19 protein-coding genes are annotated in these 18,456 nt (G+C 49.0%); 14 read left to right on the forward strand and 5 right to left on the reverse strand.

Annotated elements, in window-relative coordinates; genetic code table 11:
- Positions 1-3 precede the first annotated feature (3 nt).
- Both ACYQ28_RS11240 and ACYQ28_RS11245 read right to left on the reverse strand, forming a co-directional pair.
- Entirely contained in the window at positions 4-132 is a 129-nt protein-coding gene (locus ACYQ28_RS11240) for a hypothetical protein (protein WP_460051891.1), read from the reverse strand.
- Positions 125-301 carry a hypothetical protein gene (locus ACYQ28_RS11245; protein WP_460051890.1) on the reverse strand — a complete coding sequence of 59 codons (177 nt, stop codon included), beginning with the start codon at positions 299-301 and terminating at the stop codon, positions 125-127. Before ACYQ28_RS11245 ends, ACYQ28_RS11240 begins: the two co-directional genes overlap by 8 nt.
- 287 nt (positions 302-588) lie before the next feature.
- Here ACYQ28_RS11245 and ACYQ28_RS11250 point away from each other — a divergent pair, with 287 nt between their 5' ends.
- From ACYQ28_RS11250 to ACYQ28_RS11260, 3 genes are all read left to right on the forward strand, one after another.
- A complete protein-coding gene (locus ACYQ28_RS11250; protein ID WP_460051888.1) occupies positions 589-966 on the forward strand; it encodes a glutathione S-transferase N-terminal domain-containing protein in 378 nt (125 codons plus the stop codon).
- A gap of 108 nt (positions 967-1,074) precedes the next feature.
- Positions 1,075-1,266, forward strand: coding sequence for a hypothetical protein (locus ACYQ28_RS11255; protein WP_460051887.1), 192 nt, complete (start codon positions 1,075-1,077; stop codon positions 1,264-1,266).
- Positions 1,256-1,405, forward strand: coding sequence for a hypothetical protein (locus tag ACYQ28_RS11260; protein ID WP_460051885.1), 150 nt, complete (start codon positions 1,256-1,258; stop codon positions 1,403-1,405). Before ACYQ28_RS11255 ends, ACYQ28_RS11260 begins: the two co-directional genes overlap by 11 nt.
- Positions 1,406-1,835: 430 nt before the next feature.
- Here the strand turns inward: ACYQ28_RS11260 and ACYQ28_RS11265 are convergent, their stop codons facing one another.
- Positions 1,836-2,210: a methylglyoxal synthase gene (locus tag ACYQ28_RS11265; protein WP_460051884.1), complete on the reverse strand. Its 375-nt coding sequence runs from the start codon at positions 2,208-2,210 to the stop codon at positions 1,836-1,838.
- Positions 2,211-2,229: 19 nt separating this feature from the next.
- Entirely contained in the window at positions 2,230-3,258 is a 1,029-nt protein-coding gene (locus ACYQ28_RS11270; RefSeq protein WP_460051882.1) for a LacI family DNA-binding transcriptional regulator, read from the reverse strand.
- A 289-nt stretch (positions 3,259-3,547) separates the two neighbouring features.
- Here ACYQ28_RS11270 and zwf point away from each other — a divergent pair, with 289 nt between their 5' ends.
- From zwf to ACYQ28_RS11320, 10 genes are all read left to right on the forward strand, one after another.
- Positions 3,548-4,981, forward strand: a complete 1,434-nt coding sequence (gene zwf / locus ACYQ28_RS11275; RefSeq protein WP_460051881.1) for a glucose-6-phosphate dehydrogenase — start codon at positions 3,548-3,550, stop codon at positions 4,979-4,981.
- Between the two features lie 17 nt (positions 4,982-4,998).
- Positions 4,999-5,715: a 6-phosphogluconolactonase gene (pgl, locus tag ACYQ28_RS11280; protein ID WP_460051880.1), complete on the forward strand. Its 717-nt coding sequence runs from the start codon at positions 4,999-5,001 to the stop codon at positions 5,713-5,715.
- Between the two features lie 13 nt (positions 5,716-5,728).
- Positions 5,729-7,555 carry a phosphogluconate dehydratase gene (gene edd, locus ACYQ28_RS11285; protein ID WP_460051878.1) on the forward strand — a complete coding sequence of 609 codons (1,827 nt, stop codon included), beginning with the start codon at positions 5,729-5,731 and terminating at the stop codon, positions 7,553-7,555.
- 1 nt (position 7,556) lies between these two features.
- On the forward strand, positions 7,557-8,564 hold the full coding sequence (gene glk, locus ACYQ28_RS11290) for a glucokinase (RefSeq protein WP_460051877.1): 1,008 nt from the start codon (positions 7,557-7,559) through the stop codon (positions 8,562-8,564).
- Between the two features lie 13 nt (positions 8,565-8,577).
- Positions 8,578-9,207, forward strand: coding sequence for a bifunctional 4-hydroxy-2-oxoglutarate aldolase/2-dehydro-3-deoxy-phosphogluconate aldolase (locus tag ACYQ28_RS11295; RefSeq protein WP_460051875.1), 630 nt, complete (start codon positions 8,578-8,580; stop codon positions 9,205-9,207).
- Positions 9,208-9,464: 257 nt separating this feature from the next.
- Positions 9,465-10,496 carry a type I glyceraldehyde-3-phosphate dehydrogenase gene (gene gap, locus ACYQ28_RS11300; RefSeq protein WP_460051874.1) on the forward strand — a complete coding sequence of 344 codons (1,032 nt, stop codon included), beginning with the start codon at positions 9,465-9,467 and terminating at the stop codon, positions 10,494-10,496.
- A gap of 31 nt (positions 10,497-10,527) precedes the next feature.
- The gene (gene pyk / locus ACYQ28_RS11305; RefSeq protein WP_460051873.1) at positions 10,528-11,961 is read left to right on the forward strand and encodes a pyruvate kinase; all 1,434 of its coding nucleotides are present in this window, start codon (positions 10,528-10,530) and stop codon (positions 11,959-11,961) included.
- A 68-nt stretch (positions 11,962-12,029) separates the two neighbouring features.
- Positions 12,030-13,676: a glucose-6-phosphate isomerase gene (pgi, locus tag ACYQ28_RS11310; RefSeq protein WP_460051871.1), complete on the forward strand. Its 1,647-nt coding sequence runs from the start codon at positions 12,030-12,032 to the stop codon at positions 13,674-13,676.
- Positions 13,654-14,727, forward strand: a complete 1,074-nt coding sequence (locus tag ACYQ28_RS11315) for a carbohydrate kinase family protein (protein WP_460051870.1) — start codon at positions 13,654-13,656, stop codon at positions 14,725-14,727. Before pgi ends, ACYQ28_RS11315 begins: the two co-directional genes overlap by 23 nt.
- Positions 14,728-14,879: 152 nt before the next feature.
- Positions 14,880-15,923 (forward strand): LacI family DNA-binding transcriptional regulator, encoded by a 1,044-nt coding sequence (locus ACYQ28_RS11320; protein WP_460051868.1) that lies wholly within the window; start codon positions 14,880-14,882, stop codon positions 15,921-15,923.
- Between the two features lie 18 nt (positions 15,924-15,941).
- On the opposite strand, the gene ACYQ28_RS11325 is transcribed toward ACYQ28_RS11320, so the two are convergent.
- On the reverse strand, positions 15,942-16,907 hold the full coding sequence (locus ACYQ28_RS11325; RefSeq protein ID WP_460051866.1) for a hypothetical protein: 966 nt from the start codon (positions 16,905-16,907) through the stop codon (positions 15,942-15,944).
- Between the two features lie 222 nt (positions 16,908-17,129).
- Here ACYQ28_RS11325 and ACYQ28_RS11330 point away from each other — a divergent pair, with 222 nt between their 5' ends.
- Positions 17,130-18,362 (forward strand): MFS transporter, encoded by a 1,233-nt coding sequence (locus ACYQ28_RS11330; RefSeq protein ID WP_460051865.1) that lies wholly within the window; start codon positions 17,130-17,132, stop codon positions 18,360-18,362.
- Positions 18,363-18,456 lie beyond the last annotated feature (94 nt).

Here is an 18,456-nt window from a genome sequence, read left to right on the forward strand (position 1 = left end):
AGTTTAGTAACCACGTTTACTTTTTGCAGATTTGGTATTGGACTGAATTTTTGTTAAATCGGCTTTTTTTAATCTACTTTTTGCCTCTTCTACAGATTTCGCTACATTTGGGGTTTCTACCAATTTAGTCATCCTCATCTCCATATTTTTGCTGGCGTTTAAGCTCTAACTCATCAAATTTGCCGCTAATAAGCGACTTTGGTTCTTTATCTTTAGATTTACTGTGATTAGCGTCGATTTTTACTTTTGCCTTTTTGAGTCGATCTATAGCAGATTTAATCTCGTCCGGTTCCGTGCTCATAACAAATCTCCAACTCTCGATGATTTAGATACATTTACACAAAAAAACGATGATTCTGGATTCAATAAAATATCGGAGCTATAGATTTAGGCGTCAAAAAAGGTGAAGTAGATAACTTTTTCTATTAATGAGAATAAAATCTCTATTTCACAAACTTAGGTGAGATTTTTACCAATCATCTAATCTCGCAGGCAAATAAATGCAAGACTAACAGAAAGTCAACCCTGCCTTTTAACTTAAAGTGACGGTAAAATAGCTGAAATCAAAGTTTAGGGAGAGAACACACAATGATCGTAAAAGTACTACGTAACGCCACCGGTGCGGTGGTAGTTGGGCTGGATTTACTTACCCGTTGGAGCCGAGTTAAGCGCTCAACAGAAGGTCAAAACCAAGTAAACAACGCCACCAAAAACATGAAGCTCTATCACTTTTTGGGCTGCCCGTTTTGCGTAAAAACACGCCGCGCTATGTACAAATTAAACCTACCCATAGAAACCCGCAGCGTAACTAATGGATCACCATATCGCGAATCATTACTCAATGGCGGCGGAAAAATCCAAGTGCCGTGTTTACACATACAACACGAAGACGGCAAAGAAGAATGGATGTATGAATCAAAAAGTATTATTGCTTACTTGAATAATCAGTTTGCAGATATTAGATAAATATCTCCATGATAAAAATTGAAATTTCACCGCGTTAGTGCTTTTTCCTCGAATATATAGATTTAATAATTAAGAAAAGCATTATTACATAATGAAATTTGACTAAATGTGAATTTTAACAAAGATAAAGCTCTTTTTGATGCTCAAAAGCGTCTTGATGCGCGTCTTAAAGAAATTAATAAAAGGCATGAAAAAGGCATAGAGAACAGTACGGAGGAGCCTGATAGAATTCAATCGGGAAAATCGCTAGATGAATTAGAAATTCGCCGTATTCAAAGGGAGCAGGAAGATGAAAACTAAAACAGTCTCAAGTTATGATATTCGAAAAGCTCTTGATGCTGCAATGAAACATGTTGATGCCAAAGAAGAAAGAATACGTAACAACACTGTTTCTGCGATTACAAAACGTAAAGTAATTCGCAACGGTAAATCCCTCTAAGGGCTTAAATGCTCTCTTCCCGACATACTTCAGATACCTCTGATTAAAGCGCGATTTAGTCAGAGGATAAAGATTTAAAATTTCTTCAAAATCTAAGTTGCTTATCGTTTTTGAAATTGATAACACATTCTTACATGGCTAACAGTCGCTATTAATCAGAGGTTATTTATAAATAAAAAAGCTGGTTTTTGTTTGACGGTCTTGAGTTTTATTTAAAAATACCGAATGGAGTTTTTGATTAAGGTTTTTTGATTAAAAGTTTTTAAGAAATAAGGATTTGGGCCGGAGTGAATCATCTCTTTATGATGTTGTGAAAGATAAAAAGCGTATTTTAATTTGCCTTTCTGTATGGTTTTTTTTCGTAATTATTAGTCTGACAGTTTGTTGATAATAATCATTTTAAGGTTGTATTTGTTAAACCTTTTGATTTTTACGGCAGTAGGCTTTTTAAGGCATCGGCGCTTGCTACGTTGCAGGCAAAGGGTACGTTGTAAAGAATGGCCAGTCTTAATAAGGCTTTTACGTCCACGTCGTGGGGATGCGGTGATAAAGGATCGATAAAGAATACCATTGCGTCTAAACGGGCTTCACAAATGGCCGCGCCGAGTTGTTGATCGCCGCCAAGGGGACCGCTTTTTAAGCGTGTTACGTTAAGTTGCGGACATTTTTCTTGAATTAAACCGCCGGTAGTTCCTGTTGAAAGAATCGAAAGGTCTTTTAATTGGTGTTGATTTTTTTCAACCCAGCTTACTAGCTCGGTTTTTTTTTCGTCGTGGGCTACAAAGCCGATGGTTTTAATGGTCATGTTTTGGCTGCTCTTTTATTTATTTTATGTTTGCAACGGAATTTCGAAGAATTATCTTGTACGGGCATAACCCCGAGATTTTTTCTGGTGCTTGTTTTCGTATTGTTGCAATTAATGCATCGGCGCAGTTTCTTGCAATTTCTCGGGCCGGTAGTCTAACGGTGGTCAGTGGTGGCCAAAGGCGTTCGGCGGTGGGGCTGTCGTCAAAGCCAACGATGGATAAATCCTTCGGTAGGGTTAATCCTTGGGATAATGCGTATTGCATAGCGCCTGCGGCCATGGCGTCGTTGCAGGCGAATATGGCGGTGGGTGGATTGGGTAGTGCGAGCCATTGCTCGCAGCTGTCTTTACCGGATTGAAAATCAAACAGGCCGCGATGGCGGTAGGTATCGGGGCACGAAAATCCCGCCTCGGCCATAGCGTCTTCATAACCTTGCAAGCGCAAATAGGCGGCACCGTGGCTTGGATCGCCGCTGATAATGGCGATTTTTTCATGACCAAATTCAATTAGATGTCTGACTAATTCCCGAGCTGCGGCGCGCTCATCGATTCCGGTAAAGGGTGCGTTTGATGCGCTAGGGTCGCCCGGTTGCAAGCGGGCGAATGGCAACTGTTGTTGATCTAATGCCTGAATTAACGCTTGCGTGTCGCACATTGGCGGGGTTAACAAAATGCCATCGACCTTGCGTGATTCATACAATGCGAGCAACTCGCGAGTTAAGTGTGGATCGGTGTGATCACAGGGATGAATAATTAATTCAAAACCCCATTTTTTGCAGGCCTCTAAAGCGCCAGATTGAGCATCAAATATGTAACTTGGGCTTGCGTTGGAATACACCAGTGCAATGTTAAACGTCAGGTTTCCAGCGAGACTTCTTGCGAAGTTGCTCGGCTGATAATTTAGCGCTTTGGCCGCCGTAAGGACTTTGTTAACGGTGCTGGCACGGACGTTAGGTTCTTGGTTAATGACTCTCGAAACTGTTTTGATCGAGACCTCAGCTAAGCGTGCAACGTCGTTAATGGTGGCTTTTTTTGATTCGGTTTCCATAAATGATAAATTTTCTAGGGTGGTTTAGGGCCTGTTAACAGCGTTAGCGTAAGTGCTCAGCCCAAAGCGTTGCGCCTTGATCAGTAGTTTCCGGTGTAACAGAAACGGCTTGATGCGTGTTAACCGAGTCTAGAAAGTACTGCGCATTGACAGCGCTGTCAATTGAGAATAGGATGACAACGCTGTCATTACCATTGTGTGAAGATTAAATCGTTGCACAACGTGATTTATGAAGAATAACAATAGAACAATGAATCGCTGCGCCAGGCAGACTCAAGCGGAAAACATTATGAGAAGTGAAGCCGATATTGTCGTATTCGGAGGTTTAGGAGATTTATCACTACGCAAGTTAATCCCCTCGCTGTACCGCAGTGTGGTTGCCAATCAGCTGTCGTCAAACAGTCGAATTATTTTGGTTTCCCGAGAAGACGTCAGCCAACAACAGTGTCTTGAGCGAGCTGAAGCATCCCTGCGTGCGCACTTAAATGATGAGGAATTTGAGTCGAGTCACTGGAGCACGTTTTCTCAGCGGTTGTCATACTGTTTTCTCGATCTCGCGATCTGCGATGAGCGTTGGGATTCACTCAAAGCGCTCATTGGCGATGACGAAAGCCGCACACGAGTATTTTATTTTGCCATTCCACCGGGCTTATACGGTGACGTCTGTGCGCATCTATCCAGTTGTCAGCTGCTCAATAAAAATACCCGAGTGGTGGTCGAAAAACCCTTGGGTTACGACCGAGAATCCGCCGACTCGATTAATTCTCGAATCGCCGAGTTTTTACCGGAAGAATCCATCTATCGAATCGACCATTATCTTGGTAAAGAAACCGTACAAAATCTCATGGCGTTGCGCTTTGGCAACGTTTTATTCGAGCCGCTGTGGGATTGTAAACGCATCGATAACGTGCAAATTACCATTGCCGAAACCGTGGGTTTAGAAGGCCGAGTCTCTTTTTACGATCGTGCCGGCGCCCTTCGAGATATGGTGCAAAATCATTTGTTGCAGATGATGTGTCTGCTGACAATGGAGCCGCCCACCAAGCTCAATGCCGATAATATTCGTGCAGAAAAATTAAAAGTATTGAAATCGCTGCGCGCCATCGATGCATCCAACGTCGCCGAAGACACGGTTCGCGGCCAGTACGGGCCGGGTGTGGTTGGCGGTAAAGTGGTGCCTGGCTATCAGGATGAACTCGGTGGAGCCAGCAGCACCGAGACCTTTGTCGCTATTCGCGCCCATATTGATAACTGGCGCTGGGCGGGGGTACCGTTTTATTTGCGCACTGGCAAACGTTTGGCCGAGCGCTTTGCCGAAATCGTCATTAACTACAAACCTGTTACTCACTGCGTGTTTGAACCCGAAGCAGGGCCGCTGCAACCGAATCGGCTGGTGATTCGTTTACAGCCCGATGAACGCATTCAACTCACCTTAATGTCGAAAGAATTGAATCGCCAAGGGATTCGATTAAAACCGGCAACCCTTAATCTCAACTTTGCCGACACCTTTAAATACACCAAAAGTGATGGTTATCAGCGTTTGATTCTCGACGCTGTGCGCGGTGATCCCGCGTTATTCACGCATCGCGATGAGGTTGATCAAGCCTGGGCTTGGATCGACCCCATTATTGCCGCTTGGCAGAGCGAGCAGATTGACCCAGTGCAATACGCCGCGGGCAGTTGGGGACCAGACAAAAGTGTTGGTTGGTTTGGTGATCATTAACGGCGGGGTGCAAGACCATGGTTGAAGAGCACTTTTTCGATGATCGCGACGAACTCATTCAAACCTTAGCGGCGCGCTGCGAAGCCCAATTAATTCACGCCATCGATCAACGCGGTAAGGCGTCGTTATTGGTCTCCGGTGGCTCCACACCGGCTCCGCTTTATCGAGAGCTTTCTCACCGCATGCTCGACTGGTCGCGTGTTGGTGTGGGTTTGGTGGATGAGCGCTGGGTAAATGCCGATCACAGTGCCAGTAATGAACGTTTTATCCGTGAGCACCTATTATTTAATAAAGCCCGTGACGCTGCTTTTTATCCCATGAAACAAAACGGCAGCAGTGCGCAGGCTGCGGCGGCCGACGTCGCCGAGTTGTATCAATCTAAGCTGAGTTGGCCTGCGGATTTGGTGATTTTAGGCATGGGAGCCGATGGTCATACCGCATCGTTATTTCCAAGAGCGGAGGGCTTGGAGCAGGGGTTAAATCCTGATAATCCGAGCGTTTGTTGCGCGATTAACGCGATCCGTTCGCCAGTGACCGGCGAGTATACCGAGCGGCTCAGTTTGACCTATGCAACCCTTTGCCGAGCCAAAGAGCTAGTGTTATTGATAACCGGCTCAGAAAAATTAGCGGTGTACCAAGCGGCGAAAACATGGCAAAACACCATTGACGATTGCCCGATAGCGGCGCTGTTGACAGATGCCAAAGTGACGGTTTCTGTCTTTTGGGCGCCTTGATAGAGGAATTCTTATGTTGCATGAATTGGTTAGCGAAGTAACGGAACGATTAAAAGAGCGCAGTGTTCGCACTCGCACAATCTATTTAGACCGAATTGAAAAATCAGCGGGAGAAGGCCCAAGCCGCAAACGATTATCCTGCGGTAATCTCGCCCACGGTTTTGCCGCGTGCAACCCGTCCGATAAAGACGGATTAACCGGAGAGCAAAAGCCAAACGTGGGCATTGTGACCGCCTATAACGACATGTTGTCGGCCCATCAGCCCTACGAAGATATGCCAAAGTTGATTCGCCAAGCCGTGCGTGATGCCGGTGGTGTCGCTCAAGTTGCCGGTGGTGTACCAGCCATGTGCGACGGCGTTACCCAGGGTCAAAGTGGCATGGAGTTGTCGCTGTTCAGTCGCGATGTGATTGCTATGTCCACTGCCGTGGCTTTGTCTCATGATATGTTTGATGCGGTTTTGTGTTTGGGTATTTGCGACAAGATCGTGCCGGGTTTGCTGATGGGCGCGCTGTCGTTTGGCCATTTGCCGTGTATTTTTGTGCCCAGCGGGCCCATGACCACAGGCGCTTCTAACGACGAAAAACACCAAGTTCGCCAGCTCTACGCCGAGGGCAAGGTTGGTCGCGAAGAACTGCTGAAGATGGAATCAAAATCCTACCACGGGCCGGGTACCTGTACCTTTTATGGTACGGCGAACTCCAATCAAATGCTGGTAGAGATTATGGGCTTGCATTTGCCCGGTTCCTCGTTTGTAAATCCTAATACGCCGTTGCGCGAGGCGTTAACAATAGCTGCCGCTCAGCAGGTGTTAAAGCTGACGGCACTCGGTGATGATTATCGTCCCATCGGTAAAGTCATAGACGAGCGCGCCATCATCAACGGCGTTGTTGGTTTGTTAGCAACCGGTGGCTCAACCAATCACACCATGCACCTAGTGGCCATTGCCAAGGCCGCTGGCATTCAATTGCAGTGGGACGATTTTTCTGAGCTATCGAAAGTGATTCCGCTCTTGGCTCGCGTTTATCCAAACGGATCTGCGGATATCAATCACTTCCAGGCCGCAGGCGGCATGGGTTATTTAATGGCGAGCTTGATGGATGCGGGTTTGCTGCACACGGATATTCTGTCTGTGGCTGAAACCCCGGGGCTTCAAAGCTATCGTACCGAGCCGTTTTTGGTGGGGGATAAAGTCGAATGGCGCCCAGCACCCGAAGTTTCGTTGGATTCGGATGTATTACGCCCAGCCAGTGAGCCGTTTTCCGAAGACGGCGGCCTAAAATTGCTGACCGGCAATATCGGTCGCGCGATCATCAAAACCTCTGCCGTAAAACCAGAGCACTGGGTTATTGAAGCGCCTGCCATTGTGTTTGACGACCAAAACGAACTGGAGGCCGCGTTTAGAACCGGTGCTCTGGACAAAGATTTTGTCGCCGTCATTCGCTTTCAAGGTCCCAGAGCGAATGGTATGCCCGAGTTGCACAAACTCACGCCGGTGTTGAGTTCTTTGCAATCGCGCGGTTTTAAGGTGGCGTTGGTTACCGATGGCCGTATGTCTGGTGCATCTGGAAAAGTCCCCGCTGCCATACAGGTGACTCCAGAATGTGTTGCCGGTGGTTTGCTCAGTAAAGTACACAACGGCGATGTCATTCGCCTAGATGCCAAGAATTGCACCTTAGAGTTGCTTGTGGACGAGACCGTATTGGCCAATCGCATTACCGTCATGCCCGATTTGAGCGCTCGCCAGAGTGGTACCGGACGAGAATTGTTCGGTTTGTTCAGAGCCAACGCCACAGACGCCGATCAAGGTGCCAGTGTGCTGCAACTGAGCGAGTACTGATGTGAACGCTGGAATCTCTGCTGCAATCTTAGTGGCCGATATTGGCGGCACCAACGCTCGGTTTGGTGTTGCCTGCGAAGACCCGGATTCCGGTGTAATCATCGTCAAACACCAACGCCAGTTTCTCTGTAGCGAATTTGACAGTGCCACCGAGGTTTTTGAGCATTACCGCCGAGAGTTAGACGCCGATTGGCCGACATTGGCGTGTGTGGGTGTTGCAGGCCCTGTGGTTTCTGATGTGGTGAAATTCATCAACCTCGATTGGCAAATCGATTACTCAACCCTTAAAACTCAGTTTGCCTTCGACGAATTGCTGTTGGTGAATGATTTTGTCACCCAAGCCTACGCTGCCGTTCATTTGCCAGATGCGCAAATACAGTGTTTTCGTGCTGGAAAGCCCAAGTTGAGCACCCCAAGGTTGATTGTCGGCCCCGGCACCGGTTTGGGCGTTGCCGCACTAAAACCGCTGGGTAATGGCCGTTGGCTGGCAATTCCCGGTGAAGCCGGGCATGTCAGTTTTGCACCGTCCAATGAGCTTGAGCGTGAAATCCACCGTGTACTCAGTAATGAGTTGAGCTTTGTGGCAGTAGAAGATTTGATTTCGGGGCCGGGCCTTCAGAGGCTCTATCAGGCGCTGGCAAAAATCCGAGGTGAAACCGTGCGTTTACGCAGCGCGCCAGAGATCACCGCCGAGGCTTGCGAGCACCCTCAAGGTATTGCTTTTGAGACGGTGAATGTCTTTTTGAGTGCTCTGGGCGGTGCCGCCGGAAACGCTGCATTGACGCTTGGCGCCTTCGCGGGTGTTTATTTTGCCGGTGGTATTTTGCCGCAAATTCAATCGCTGATTGCCAACAGTGGTTTGATCTCAGCGTTTGAAAACAAAGGCCCATTACAACCGCTTTTATCGGAAACCCCGCTGCATCTGATCACCGGACAAACCCCGGCGTTGGTTGGTGCCGCACACTTACTTATCGACCAAATAGGTCTTACAAATACTTACTCCCGCTAACAGGAGACAAACAGTGAAAGCCTCACTCGAAGAAATTATGTCTGCATCTCCGGTCATTCCGGTCATTGTGATTGACGAGATATCTCAAGCATTACCGCTGGCCGAAGCACTCGTTGCCGGTGGTTTGAAGGTATTGGAGATCACCTTGCGCAGTGACTGTGCCATGGCCGCGATTGAGCTGATCGCCGAAAAAGTGCCAGACGCATACGTCGGAGCCGGTACCGTGACCACGCCCGAACAGGTCACCGATGTTGTTAAAGCTGGCGCCTGTTTTATGGTGAGTCCAGGTTCCACCGAAAAACTGCTTGATGCCGCTGAGGCGTCACCCATCGAAATTTTACCGGGCGTTGCTACCGCCAGCGAAGCCATGCGCTTGAGAGAGCGTGGCATCACGCGCATGAAGTTTTTTCCCGCCGAGGCCGCCGGTGGTGTAGCCATGTTGAAATCGTTGGCAGGGCCTCTGCCGGATTTAAGGTTCTGCCCAACCGGTGGCATCACCCCGGAACTTGCCCCTAAATATTTGGCTTTGGCCAACGTTGCCTGTGTTGGCGGCTCTTGGATGGTGCCGAAAGATTTGGTCGCTGCGGGGGATTGGCAAGCCATCACCGAGTTGGCTAAAGAAGCCTCGAAATTAGCCCCTTAAGTATTCGAAAAATCACAGAGGCGTTTAGCGCCTCGTTTGTAATCAAAAAATATCCGTTAAAAGCGCCCCTAAAAAATGCCCTGGGGCAGATAGCTTAATGAGGCTCTGCGTTTTCAAACAATGCCGAAAGCTCGTGACGCTCAAACGACCAGCTTTAAGCGCTGAACCTGTTGCTCGCGCGGGGTTTTGGCTCGGTTTGAGGCGGGCATACAAAAATAATAACGATAAAAATTAATTCAAATGTGTTGAGGTGAACAATGTCTACACGTGTTGCAATCAATGGCTTTGGCCGTATTGGCCGAAATATTCTGCGTGCCTGCTACGAAGGTAACTACAAAAGTAACTACAAAGGTAACGACAACGATCAGATCGAAATCGTTGCCATTAACGACCTCGGCGATGCCAGCATTAACGCGCATCTGACCCAGTACGATAGTGTTCACGGTCGCTTTGCCGGAGACGTATCGGTAGAGGGCGATAGCCTGTTGGTCAACGGAGATCGAATCCGCTGTGTACAGGAGCGCTCCCCAAAAGACTTGCCTTGGAAAGAACTCGACGTCGATGTGGTGTTGGAGTGCACCGGATTATTTACCGATCGTGCAGCGGCTGCCGGACACATTGAGGCGGGTGCGAAAAAAGTCATTGTCTCGGCGCCGGGCAAAAACATGGATGCCACCGTGGTTTACGGTATTAATCACAAAGCGTTAAACCGCGATCATCAGATTATTTCCAACGCTTCTTGTACCACCAATTGCTTGGCGCCACTGGCGTCGGTACTCAATCGAGCCATCGGTATTGAACGCGGATTGATGACCACCATTCACAGCTACACCAACGATCAGAAGCTCAGTGATGTTTATCACACCGACTTGTACCGTGCACGCAGCGCTACGCAATCAATGATTCCCACCAAAACCGGCGCTGCTCAAGCGATTGGTTTGGTCTTGCCTGAATTGGCCGGCCGCTTAGATGGTCTGGCGGTGCGAGTACCGACCATCAATGTCAGTTTGGTGGATTTCACCTTTGATGCAGCAAGAGCAACCAGCGTTGATGAAATCAACAGCCTGATGGCTGAGGCCGCGCAGGGTGAACTTGGGTGTGTGCTCAATTACAGCGAAGCGCCCTTGGTCTCCATTGATTACAACCACAGCCTCGCGTCTTGTAATTTCGATGCTAGCCATACACGGGTGCAAGGTAATTTGGTGAAAGTACTCGCGTGGTACGACAACGAGTGGGGTTTTGCCAATCGCATGCTCGATAACACGCTGGCGTTAGCCAGTACGTTTTAAATTGGTCGGCATTGCACAGGTGAGTTCGAACATGTTACGTAGAACCAAAATTGTAACCACGTTGGGTCCCGCAACGGATTCAGAACCGGTATTGCGCGCACTTATTCAGGCGGGCGCCGATACGGTACGGCTGAATTTTTCCCACGGTAATCCGGAAGACCATCGCAACCGCGCATGCTTAGTTCGCAAGCTGGCCGCTGAATGCAAACGCTCAGTGGCGATTTTAGGGGATTTGCAAGGACCTAAAATTCGCATTGCGCGCTTTAAAGACGGGCCTATTGAGTTGGCTGAGGGTGATTGTTTCGCGTTGGATGCCTCACTGGGACGCGACGACGGTGATATCACGCAAGTGGGTATTGATTACCCTGAGCTGCCCAACGACTGCAAGGCTGACGATCTTCTTTTACTCGATGACGGACGCGTGGTTTTACGTGTTGAGCGTATCGCTGGCACTCGCCTCGAATGCATTGTGGTCAACGGCGGCCCCCTATCAAACAACAAGGGTATCAATCGCCAGGGCGGCGGCCTAAGCGCGCCGGCGCTGACCGAGAAAGACAGGGCCGATATCAAGCTCGCCGCTGAGATTGGCGTCGATTACGTAGCGGTATCGTTTCCCCGCAGTGGTGAAGATATGAACCAAGCTCGACAGCTGCTAACCGCAGCGGGTTCTAAGGCGCACTTGGTGGCGAAAATCGAACGTGCCGAAGCGGTTGCCGATGCCGAAACCCTCGACGGTATTATCCTCGCGTCTGACGCGGTGATGGTGGCGCGTGGTGATCTTGGTGTCGAAATCGGTGACGCCGCATTAGTGGGGGTGCAAAAGCGCATTATCAGTCGCTCGCGTCAACTTAATCGCGCGGTGATTACCGCCACCCAAATGATGGAATCCATGATCAACAGCCCGCTGCCGACCCGTGCCGAAGTAATGGATGTCGCCAACGCCGTGCTCGACGGCACCGATGCGGTGATGTGTTCGGCGGAAACCGCCGCGGGCAAGTATCCGGTCAAAACCGTGGAGGCCATGGCGCGCGTGATTTTGGGGGCGGAGCGTGAGCGTAGCATTCAGCGCTCGGCGCACAGAATCCATCAAGAATTTTCCCACGCCGGTGAGTCTATTGCCATGGCGGCGATGTATACCGCCAATCATCTCAAGAATGTAAGAGCCATTGTTTGTCTGACGGAATCTGGCAATACGCCGCTGTTGATGTCTAGAATCAGTTCAGGGCTGCCGATTTTTGCCTGTTCCAATCGGGCCGATACCTTAAGTCGTGTGGCCTTGTACCGAGGTGTGTACAGCTTGTGGTACGACGATGATAACGGTCAACACACTACGGGCGAGTCGGTGGTGGAATTGCTGAAATCCCAAGGTATTGTTGCCCGCGGAGATTTTGTCTTGGTTTCTCAAGGTGATCAGGCCCATGTACAAGGCGGTACCAACACCTTAAAAATCCTGGCGGTGTCTTAACTCGCCACCTATAGAAAACAGCGTCGATTGACAGCGCTGTTGATGCTCACTATTTTTAGGCTCAAACCATGTCTATGCCAACGTTTATGCACAACGACGATCTGCAGGCGCTGCAAGAGGTATTGGCGTCACAGTCGTTGGTCAGCTTGTTTGTCGAAGACGCCCAGCGCGTGGAACGATTTTCCTGCGTGGCGTCGGGGCTGTATTTGGATTATTCGAAAAACCGCGTCAACGAGCGTGTGATGGGATTGTTGCTGGCAACCGTTCGAGAAAAAGGGCTGCCGGAGAAGATTCAAGCCTTGTTTTCGGGCGAGCTTGTCAATTACACCGAAAAACGCCCAGCGCTACACACCGCATTGCGCGGCGCGGTGCAAACGCCCGTCGACAAGCAAGCGCTCATCATGGCTGCGCAGGCCCAGATGGCGGCATTTGTGGACTCAGTCCACAGTGGGCGCTGGCTTGGGGCAACGGGTAAAACCATCACGGATGTTATTAACATCGGTATCGGCGGCTCGGATTTAGGCCCATTAATGGTCACCCAAGCATTAAGAGCCTATCGCCATAAAGGCATCCGCTGTCAGTTTGTCTCGAATGTGGATGCCGCCGATTTGCTTGCCAAGCTAGAAGTCGCTAATCCCGAATCGACCTTATTTGTGGTGGCGTCAAAAACCTTCACCACTCTAGAAACACTCACAAACGCCACGACCGCGCGCAGTTGGCTTATCGATGCCATGGGTGACAATGCCGATATCTCTAAACACTTTGTCGCCACCACATCCAACGTTGCCAATGCGGTAGCGTTCGGTATTTGTGAAGACAATGTCTTTCCCATGTGGGATTGGGTTGGTGGTCGTTATTCGTTGTGGTCGTCCATTGGTTTACCCATCGCCCTGGGCGTGGGCATGGATCACTTCAAAGCCCTCCTGGCCGGCGCCCGAGATATGGACACGCACTTTGCCAGCCAGCCTTTTGAAAGCAACATGCCGGTCATTCTTGCGGTGCTTGGTGTTTGGTACGCCAATTACTGGGAGGCCGAGAGCCATGCGGTGATTCCCTACGCCCACGATTTGCGCACCTTTCCTAAGTATCTCCAGCAATTGGATATGGAAAGTAACGGCAAATCGGCGAGCCGTGATGGGCTTGTCAAATACACCACCGGGCCGATTATTTGGGGCGAAGCCGGTACCAATGGCCAGCACAGTTTTCATCAACTGCTACACCAAGGTACTCGGCTAGTACCCGTCGATTTTATTGCGCCGATGAAGGCTAATCATGAGCATGGCGCGCATCAAATTCATTTATTTGCTAACTGTTTAAGCCAAAGTTACGCCTTGATGGTGGGCAAAACCGGAGAGCAAGCCAAGCAAGAGTTTTTAGACATTGGTTATAGCGAAGAAGAATCCGAGCGGCTCGCCGATCACAAGGTCATGGAAGGAAATCGCCCGACCAACACGATTTTGATGAATCAGCTGACGCCAAAAAACCTCGGGGCGTTAATCGCCTTGTACGAACACAAGGTGTTTGTGCAAAGTGTTCTGTGGGACATCAATCCCTTTGATCAATGGGGCGTTGAGTTGGGTAAAAAAATCAGCACCTTAATTTCAGCGGTCATGACGGATCTTGGTGATGCCGGAGACTTTGATGCCTCTACCCAAAACTTGATTCGGCGCTTCCAAGCGGTTCAGGGAGACAATGACCACGAGAGTAACACGTGATGTTAAACACTCGTCTCCCGCTCACAGCAACCGAGCAATGGCGAACAACAGCACTACAACCGACAACATTAAAACCAACGACACGACAACCGCAAGAGGTGCAACAGTGATAGGTATTATCGGCGAAGCATTGATGGATATGATGCTTGAAACCAATGGCACATTGTATCCGATGGTTGGCGGATCGCCGTTTAATGTGGTTCGTGCCCTTGGTCGATTGCGAGCACCGAGTTGTTATCTTTCACCGTTATCGCGCGACGCTTTTGGTGATCAACTAACAGCGGCATTGCTGCTTGAAGGTGTGCTCCTTAACGATGATTTTCGCTCGGATAGGCCGACGTCGCTAGCGGTGGTGAGTAAGAACGACCAAGGCCAGCCGAGCTACAGTTTATACCGCGACGGTGTTGCCGATCGCGATTTTACCGCCCAAGCGCTACTGGCAAATCTGCCGCAAGGTGTGCAGGTGATTCACACCGGTTCTTTGGCGATCGTGCCCGAAGAGGCGGAGAAAATTCGCGACATTTTAACCGTCGCGCGCGGACGCGGTATTTTGATCAGCATCGATATCAACATGCGTCCCGGCGTAGTTGCCGATACCGCCGGATACATCGCAGCGGTGAAATCGCTACTGCCTTTGTCTGACTTGGTGAAAGCCAGCGATGAAGATCTGATGTTGTTGGGATTAGACGGCTGTCCTGAACAACAATGCGAACAATTACTGAGTCTCATGAACGGTGGCCTCGCGATCATCACGTTGGGATCAGAGGGCGCCATTGCGTTGAATTCGGCAGGTTTGGTTCGTTGTGCGGGTCTCAACGTCAGCAACGTTGTTGATACCGTTGGTGCCGGTGATTGTTTTCAGGCGGGGCTTTTGGCGTCGCTGTTTGCAAGTGGCTGCTTAACCTCAGAGCTTCTGCCAAAAACCTCTTTAGACGTATTAGCGAAAGCCTTGCGTCAAGGATGCACAGCAGCAGCGATAAACATCACTCGCAAAGGTTGCCAACCACCGAGTAAAACAGAACTCGATGCATTACTTGAACAGCAAATATAACAACTCTGTAGAGTGTCAATGATTGGGCTTTTTACCGGCTTTGATCGCTTGCTGTGCACACGCTGGAAGGGCGGTGCTTTGTTGCAACTTCGCCCCCTTTTCTGTATACACCGTCAGTAACAGCAGTTCCACAGTCGGTTTTACAGCAGGATATGTCGTCGAAAACTAAGTCTCCCCAACTCACGCAAATGACCGATATCGCTCGGTTAGCCGGTGTGTCTGTGTCTACCGTTTCACGGGCGTTATCAGGCAGTGAGCTGGTCAACGAGAAAACCCGGGATTTGGTTAACCGAATCGCCCAAGAACACAATTATCGGGTCAATACCCGCGCGCGAAACTTCCGCAAAAAAGATTGCCTGACGTTTGCATTTCTGCTCCCTGCCGCCCATCGCGGTGATTGGAGTCTGTCCGATCCGTTCTTTATGGAAATTATGTCGTCGGTGGCCGAAGCCGTAGATAGTCGCGGGCACCAATTGTTGTTGGCCAGCACTCGGGCGATTTCGGGGGATTGGCTGAAAGACTTTGTGCAGTCTCATACTACCGACGGCGTGATTTTAATCGGCCAAGGTGGACAGCATGTTCATATCAACGACATTGCCAAGAGCTTTCCATTTATCTCGGTTTGGGGTGCTAAGATTTCCGACGATCAAAGCTACTCAACCGTGGGTACCGATAACGAAGAGGGCGGCTTTAGAGCAACCAGTCATCTGTTGAATATTGGTCGCCGCCGCATCGCCTTTTTGGGCTATTCCAATCAGCCGGAAATCAAATTGCGCGACCAAGGTTATCGTCGCGCCCTGCGTGAATTCGGTTTAGATGTGTCACCTGGATTAGAGCGTATCGCACTGGCAGGTAAAGACGTGGGTTATCAAACCACACGCGAATTGATTCGCTCGGGAGTTGAGTTCGATGCCATCTTTGCGGTGAGTGATGTGTATGCCATTGCCGCGTTACAGGCGCTGCAAGAAGAAGGACTTCGCGTGCCGGAGGATGTGGCGATTGTTGGTTACGACGACATCGCTATGGCGTCTTTGTACAATCCATCGTTAACGACCATCCGCCAAAACCATATCGATGCCGGGCCTTTGCTGGTGGATAACGTGTTATCCGCTATGGCGGGTGAAAAGCCCAAGCACATTGAAATGGTGCCTGAGCTGGTTGTTCGCGCCTCTAGCGTTCCGTCTGCGAAAAAATAACGTTAAAAATCCGTCTCCCTACTCAACCAAGATCAAGCTGCCATCGGGGTTTTGCTCAATTCGTTTGGGTGAGCAAATACCGCTGACAAAGTTTCCGTTGCTGTCGAGATTTCTAAACGCCATAAAGTACCAGTGTTTATCTGGGCCTTGAATAACTTTACCGGCATAAAGACTGCCAATGGTGTCTGCACCCAGAAAGCCGCTGCCCTCAACGGAAAAAGGGCCGAGAGGACTCGTCCCCGGAAAGTACTTCAATCCGGTTTGTGGATTCGAGTCATCAGCCGAAGCGTGGTACCTAACAGACACAGAACAAAATAAGTAATAACGCCCACCAATCAGCGCCACTTGTGGCACTTCCATCTCACCAAAAAGACCCGGTGCAAAAATCGGTGGTCCGGCTTCCCAGTGAATTAAATCTCGCGACGACGCATAACCAATAGCGCCACGTCCGGCGGGTTCGCCCTTATTGACTCGACAGGTAATCAACATGTGGTACAGATGTTCGTGTTCATCTTTGAATACCCAAGGATCACGCCAAGACTCGTCGTGCCAGAGATCAAGATTAATGCAGTCGTACCAGTGCGTATCGACACCGATCAACGGGTTGGCGGGGTGTTTTTGCCAAGTGATTAGATCGTGCGAAGTTGCCAAGCACACGCGCTGAATCAGGCCGTTTTCCGACTGTCTTCCACCGGTGTAAAAGAGATACCAAAGATCCCCTTCTTTAATAACAGAGCCAGTCCAAGTGGTTTTGGTATCACCCGGCTCCTCCGTGTTCTCGTCCATAGGAGAAGGTGCAATAGCGTCGGGCAGAACCTGCCATTGGTTTAAATCTTGAGATATTGCGTGGCCGATACTGACATGCCAATGCCGATCATCAGGATGAAGTTTTCTATCTGATTGCAGATAAAACATATGGTAATCGTCGCCATCGACGGCAAACCAGAAATCCCAAACCCATTTATCGGTAAGATCAAAAGCCATGAAAGTATCCCTATAGATCGTAAGAGAATAGAAGTGAAACCGACGCGCTCGTTATTATTTAAATGTAAGTAGGGCGCCGTTAATGGCTCTAAGATAGATGGTCATGCAAACGATTGCAAAATTTTTTTGCAATCGTTTGCAATTTGTTCTGCATTACTGTGTAATGCACCACATAACAATAAAACGAGGGGTAGATAACACCCCCTAAATCGGAGGCTTCAAGTGTCTACTTCCAACCCGATTCCCGCCGCCAATGGAACTCTCATTCGTTGGTTGACCTATCTGATGTTCATGATGTTTGGCATGACCACAGACGCAGTTGGCGAAATCATCCCTGTCATTATTGAAGAATTTAACTTAAGTCTTACGGCCGCAAGCTCGTTCCATTACGCATCCATGGCAGCCATTGGTTTAAGTGGTTTATTACTCGGATTTTTAGCAGATCGCATCGGCAGAAAAGCCACCATAATTATAGGATTGGCCGTATTTGCGATAGCCTGTTGGCTATTTATGGTGGCGTCATCGTTTTATTCTTTCGTGGCTTTATTAGTATTTTGTGGCGTGGCTATTGGGATTTTTAAAACCGGCGCCTTGGCCATGGTTGGTGATATCTCCAGTTCAACTCGGGCACATTCCTCAAACATGAACATGGTAGAAGGCTTTTTTGGCGTTGGCGCTATTGTTGGCCCGGCGGTCGTTGCCTATCTATTGCAAAATGGCATGTCGTGGAAATATCTGTATTTAGTGGCTGGTGTTATTTGTTCAGCATTAATTATTGCCGCAGCTCTTGCGCGTTATCCGCAAACCATCAAAACCTGTTCAGAACCGGTGAGCTTTAAACAAACCCTACCCATGATGAAAAACCCTTACGCATTAGGTTTTTCGTTCGCGATTTTTTTATACGTGGCAACAGAAGTAGCAATTTATGTGTGGATGCCAACGCTTTTTCGCGGCTATGACGGCGAATACGGATGGATGGCGACCTACGCATTAACCGCATTTTTTATTGTGCGCGCTGCGGGTCGTTTTTTGGGGGCGTGGGTATTGCGATATTTTGATTGGACTCACGTAATGGCACTTTTCAGCGGTTGCATATTCGCGTGTTATTTGGGTGCCATGGTACTGGGTGTTGATTTTGCAATTTTCCTATTACCGTTATCCGGCGTATTTATGTCGATGATGTATCCAACGTTAAATTCCAAAGGCATCAGTTGTTTTCCAAAATCACAACACGGAACGGTTGCCGGTGTGATTTTATTTTTTACCGCATTATCTGCCGCTGTTTCGCCGTTATTAATGGGCGCAGTAAGTGACTGGTTTGGGCATGTTCGCTACGGTTTTTATTTTGCAGCGTTCATGGCTGGTCTATTATTTCTTGGTATGGTTTTAAATTTAATTCGCAACCCTGCTGCGAAACAATTAAACGCTCAAACGCTACAACAATTCAGCAGTTAAATTCGGTCTAAGAATAATAAAAGAAATCTACTCCAAAATTGCAATCGATTGTAATCCTCATTTCGATGCAAAAGTGAATCAACTGTGCCGGTGG

The sequence above is a fragment of the Sessilibacter sp. MAH1 genome, from assembly GCF_054658315.1.

What these genes read in the sequence shown, in the direction of transcription:
- ACYQ28_RS11265 (WP_460051884.1), bottom strand. Translation starts at nt 2,210, where the DNA reads ATGACCATTAAAACCATCGGCTTTGTAGCCCACGACGAAAAAAAAACC.
- pgl (WP_460051880.1), top strand. Translation starts at nt 4,999, where the DNA reads ATGGTTGAAGAGCACTTTTTCGATGATCGCGACGAACTCATTCAAACC.
- ACYQ28_RS11315 (WP_460051870.1), top strand. Translation starts at nt 13,654, where the DNA reads ATGACCACGAGAGTAACACGTGATGTTAAACACTCGTCTCCCGCTCAC.
- pgi (WP_460051871.1), top strand. Translation starts at nt 12,030, where the DNA reads ATGTCTATGCCAACGTTTATGCACAACGACGATCTGCAGGCGCTGCAA.
- ACYQ28_RS11260 (WP_460051885.1), top strand. Translation starts at nt 1,256, where the DNA reads ATGAAAACTAAAACAGTCTCAAGTTATGATATTCGAAAAGCTCTTGAT.
- ACYQ28_RS11245 (WP_460051890.1), bottom strand. Translation starts at nt 301, where the DNA reads ATGAGCACGGAACCGGACGAGATTAAATCTGCTATAGATCGACTCAAA.
- gap (WP_460051874.1), top strand. Translation starts at nt 9,465, where the DNA reads ATGTCTACACGTGTTGCAATCAATGGCTTTGGCCGTATTGGCCGAAAT.
- ACYQ28_RS11240 (WP_460051891.1), bottom strand. Translation starts at nt 132, where the DNA reads ATGACTAAATTGGTAGAAACCCCAAATGTAGCGAAATCTGTAGAAGAG.
- zwf (WP_460051881.1), top strand. Translation starts at nt 3,548, where the DNA reads ATGAGAAGTGAAGCCGATATTGTCGTATTCGGAGGTTTAGGAGATTTA.
- ACYQ28_RS11320 (WP_460051868.1), top strand. Translation starts at nt 14,880, where the DNA reads ATGTCGTCGAAAACTAAGTCTCCCCAACTCACGCAAATGACCGATATC.
- pyk (WP_460051873.1), top strand. Translation starts at nt 10,528, where the DNA reads ATGTTACGTAGAACCAAAATTGTAACCACGTTGGGTCCCGCAACGGAT.
- edd (WP_460051878.1), top strand. Translation starts at nt 5,729, where the DNA reads ATGTTGCATGAATTGGTTAGCGAAGTAACGGAACGATTAAAAGAGCGC.
- ACYQ28_RS11325 (WP_460051866.1), bottom strand. Translation starts at nt 16,907, where the DNA reads ATGGCTTTTGATCTTACCGATAAATGGGTTTGGGATTTCTGGTTTGCC.
- ACYQ28_RS11270 (WP_460051882.1), bottom strand. Translation starts at nt 3,258, where the DNA reads ATGGAAACCGAATCAAAAAAAGCCACCATTAACGACGTTGCACGCTTA.
- ACYQ28_RS11250 (WP_460051888.1), top strand. Translation starts at nt 589, where the DNA reads ATGATCGTAAAAGTACTACGTAACGCCACCGGTGCGGTGGTAGTTGGG.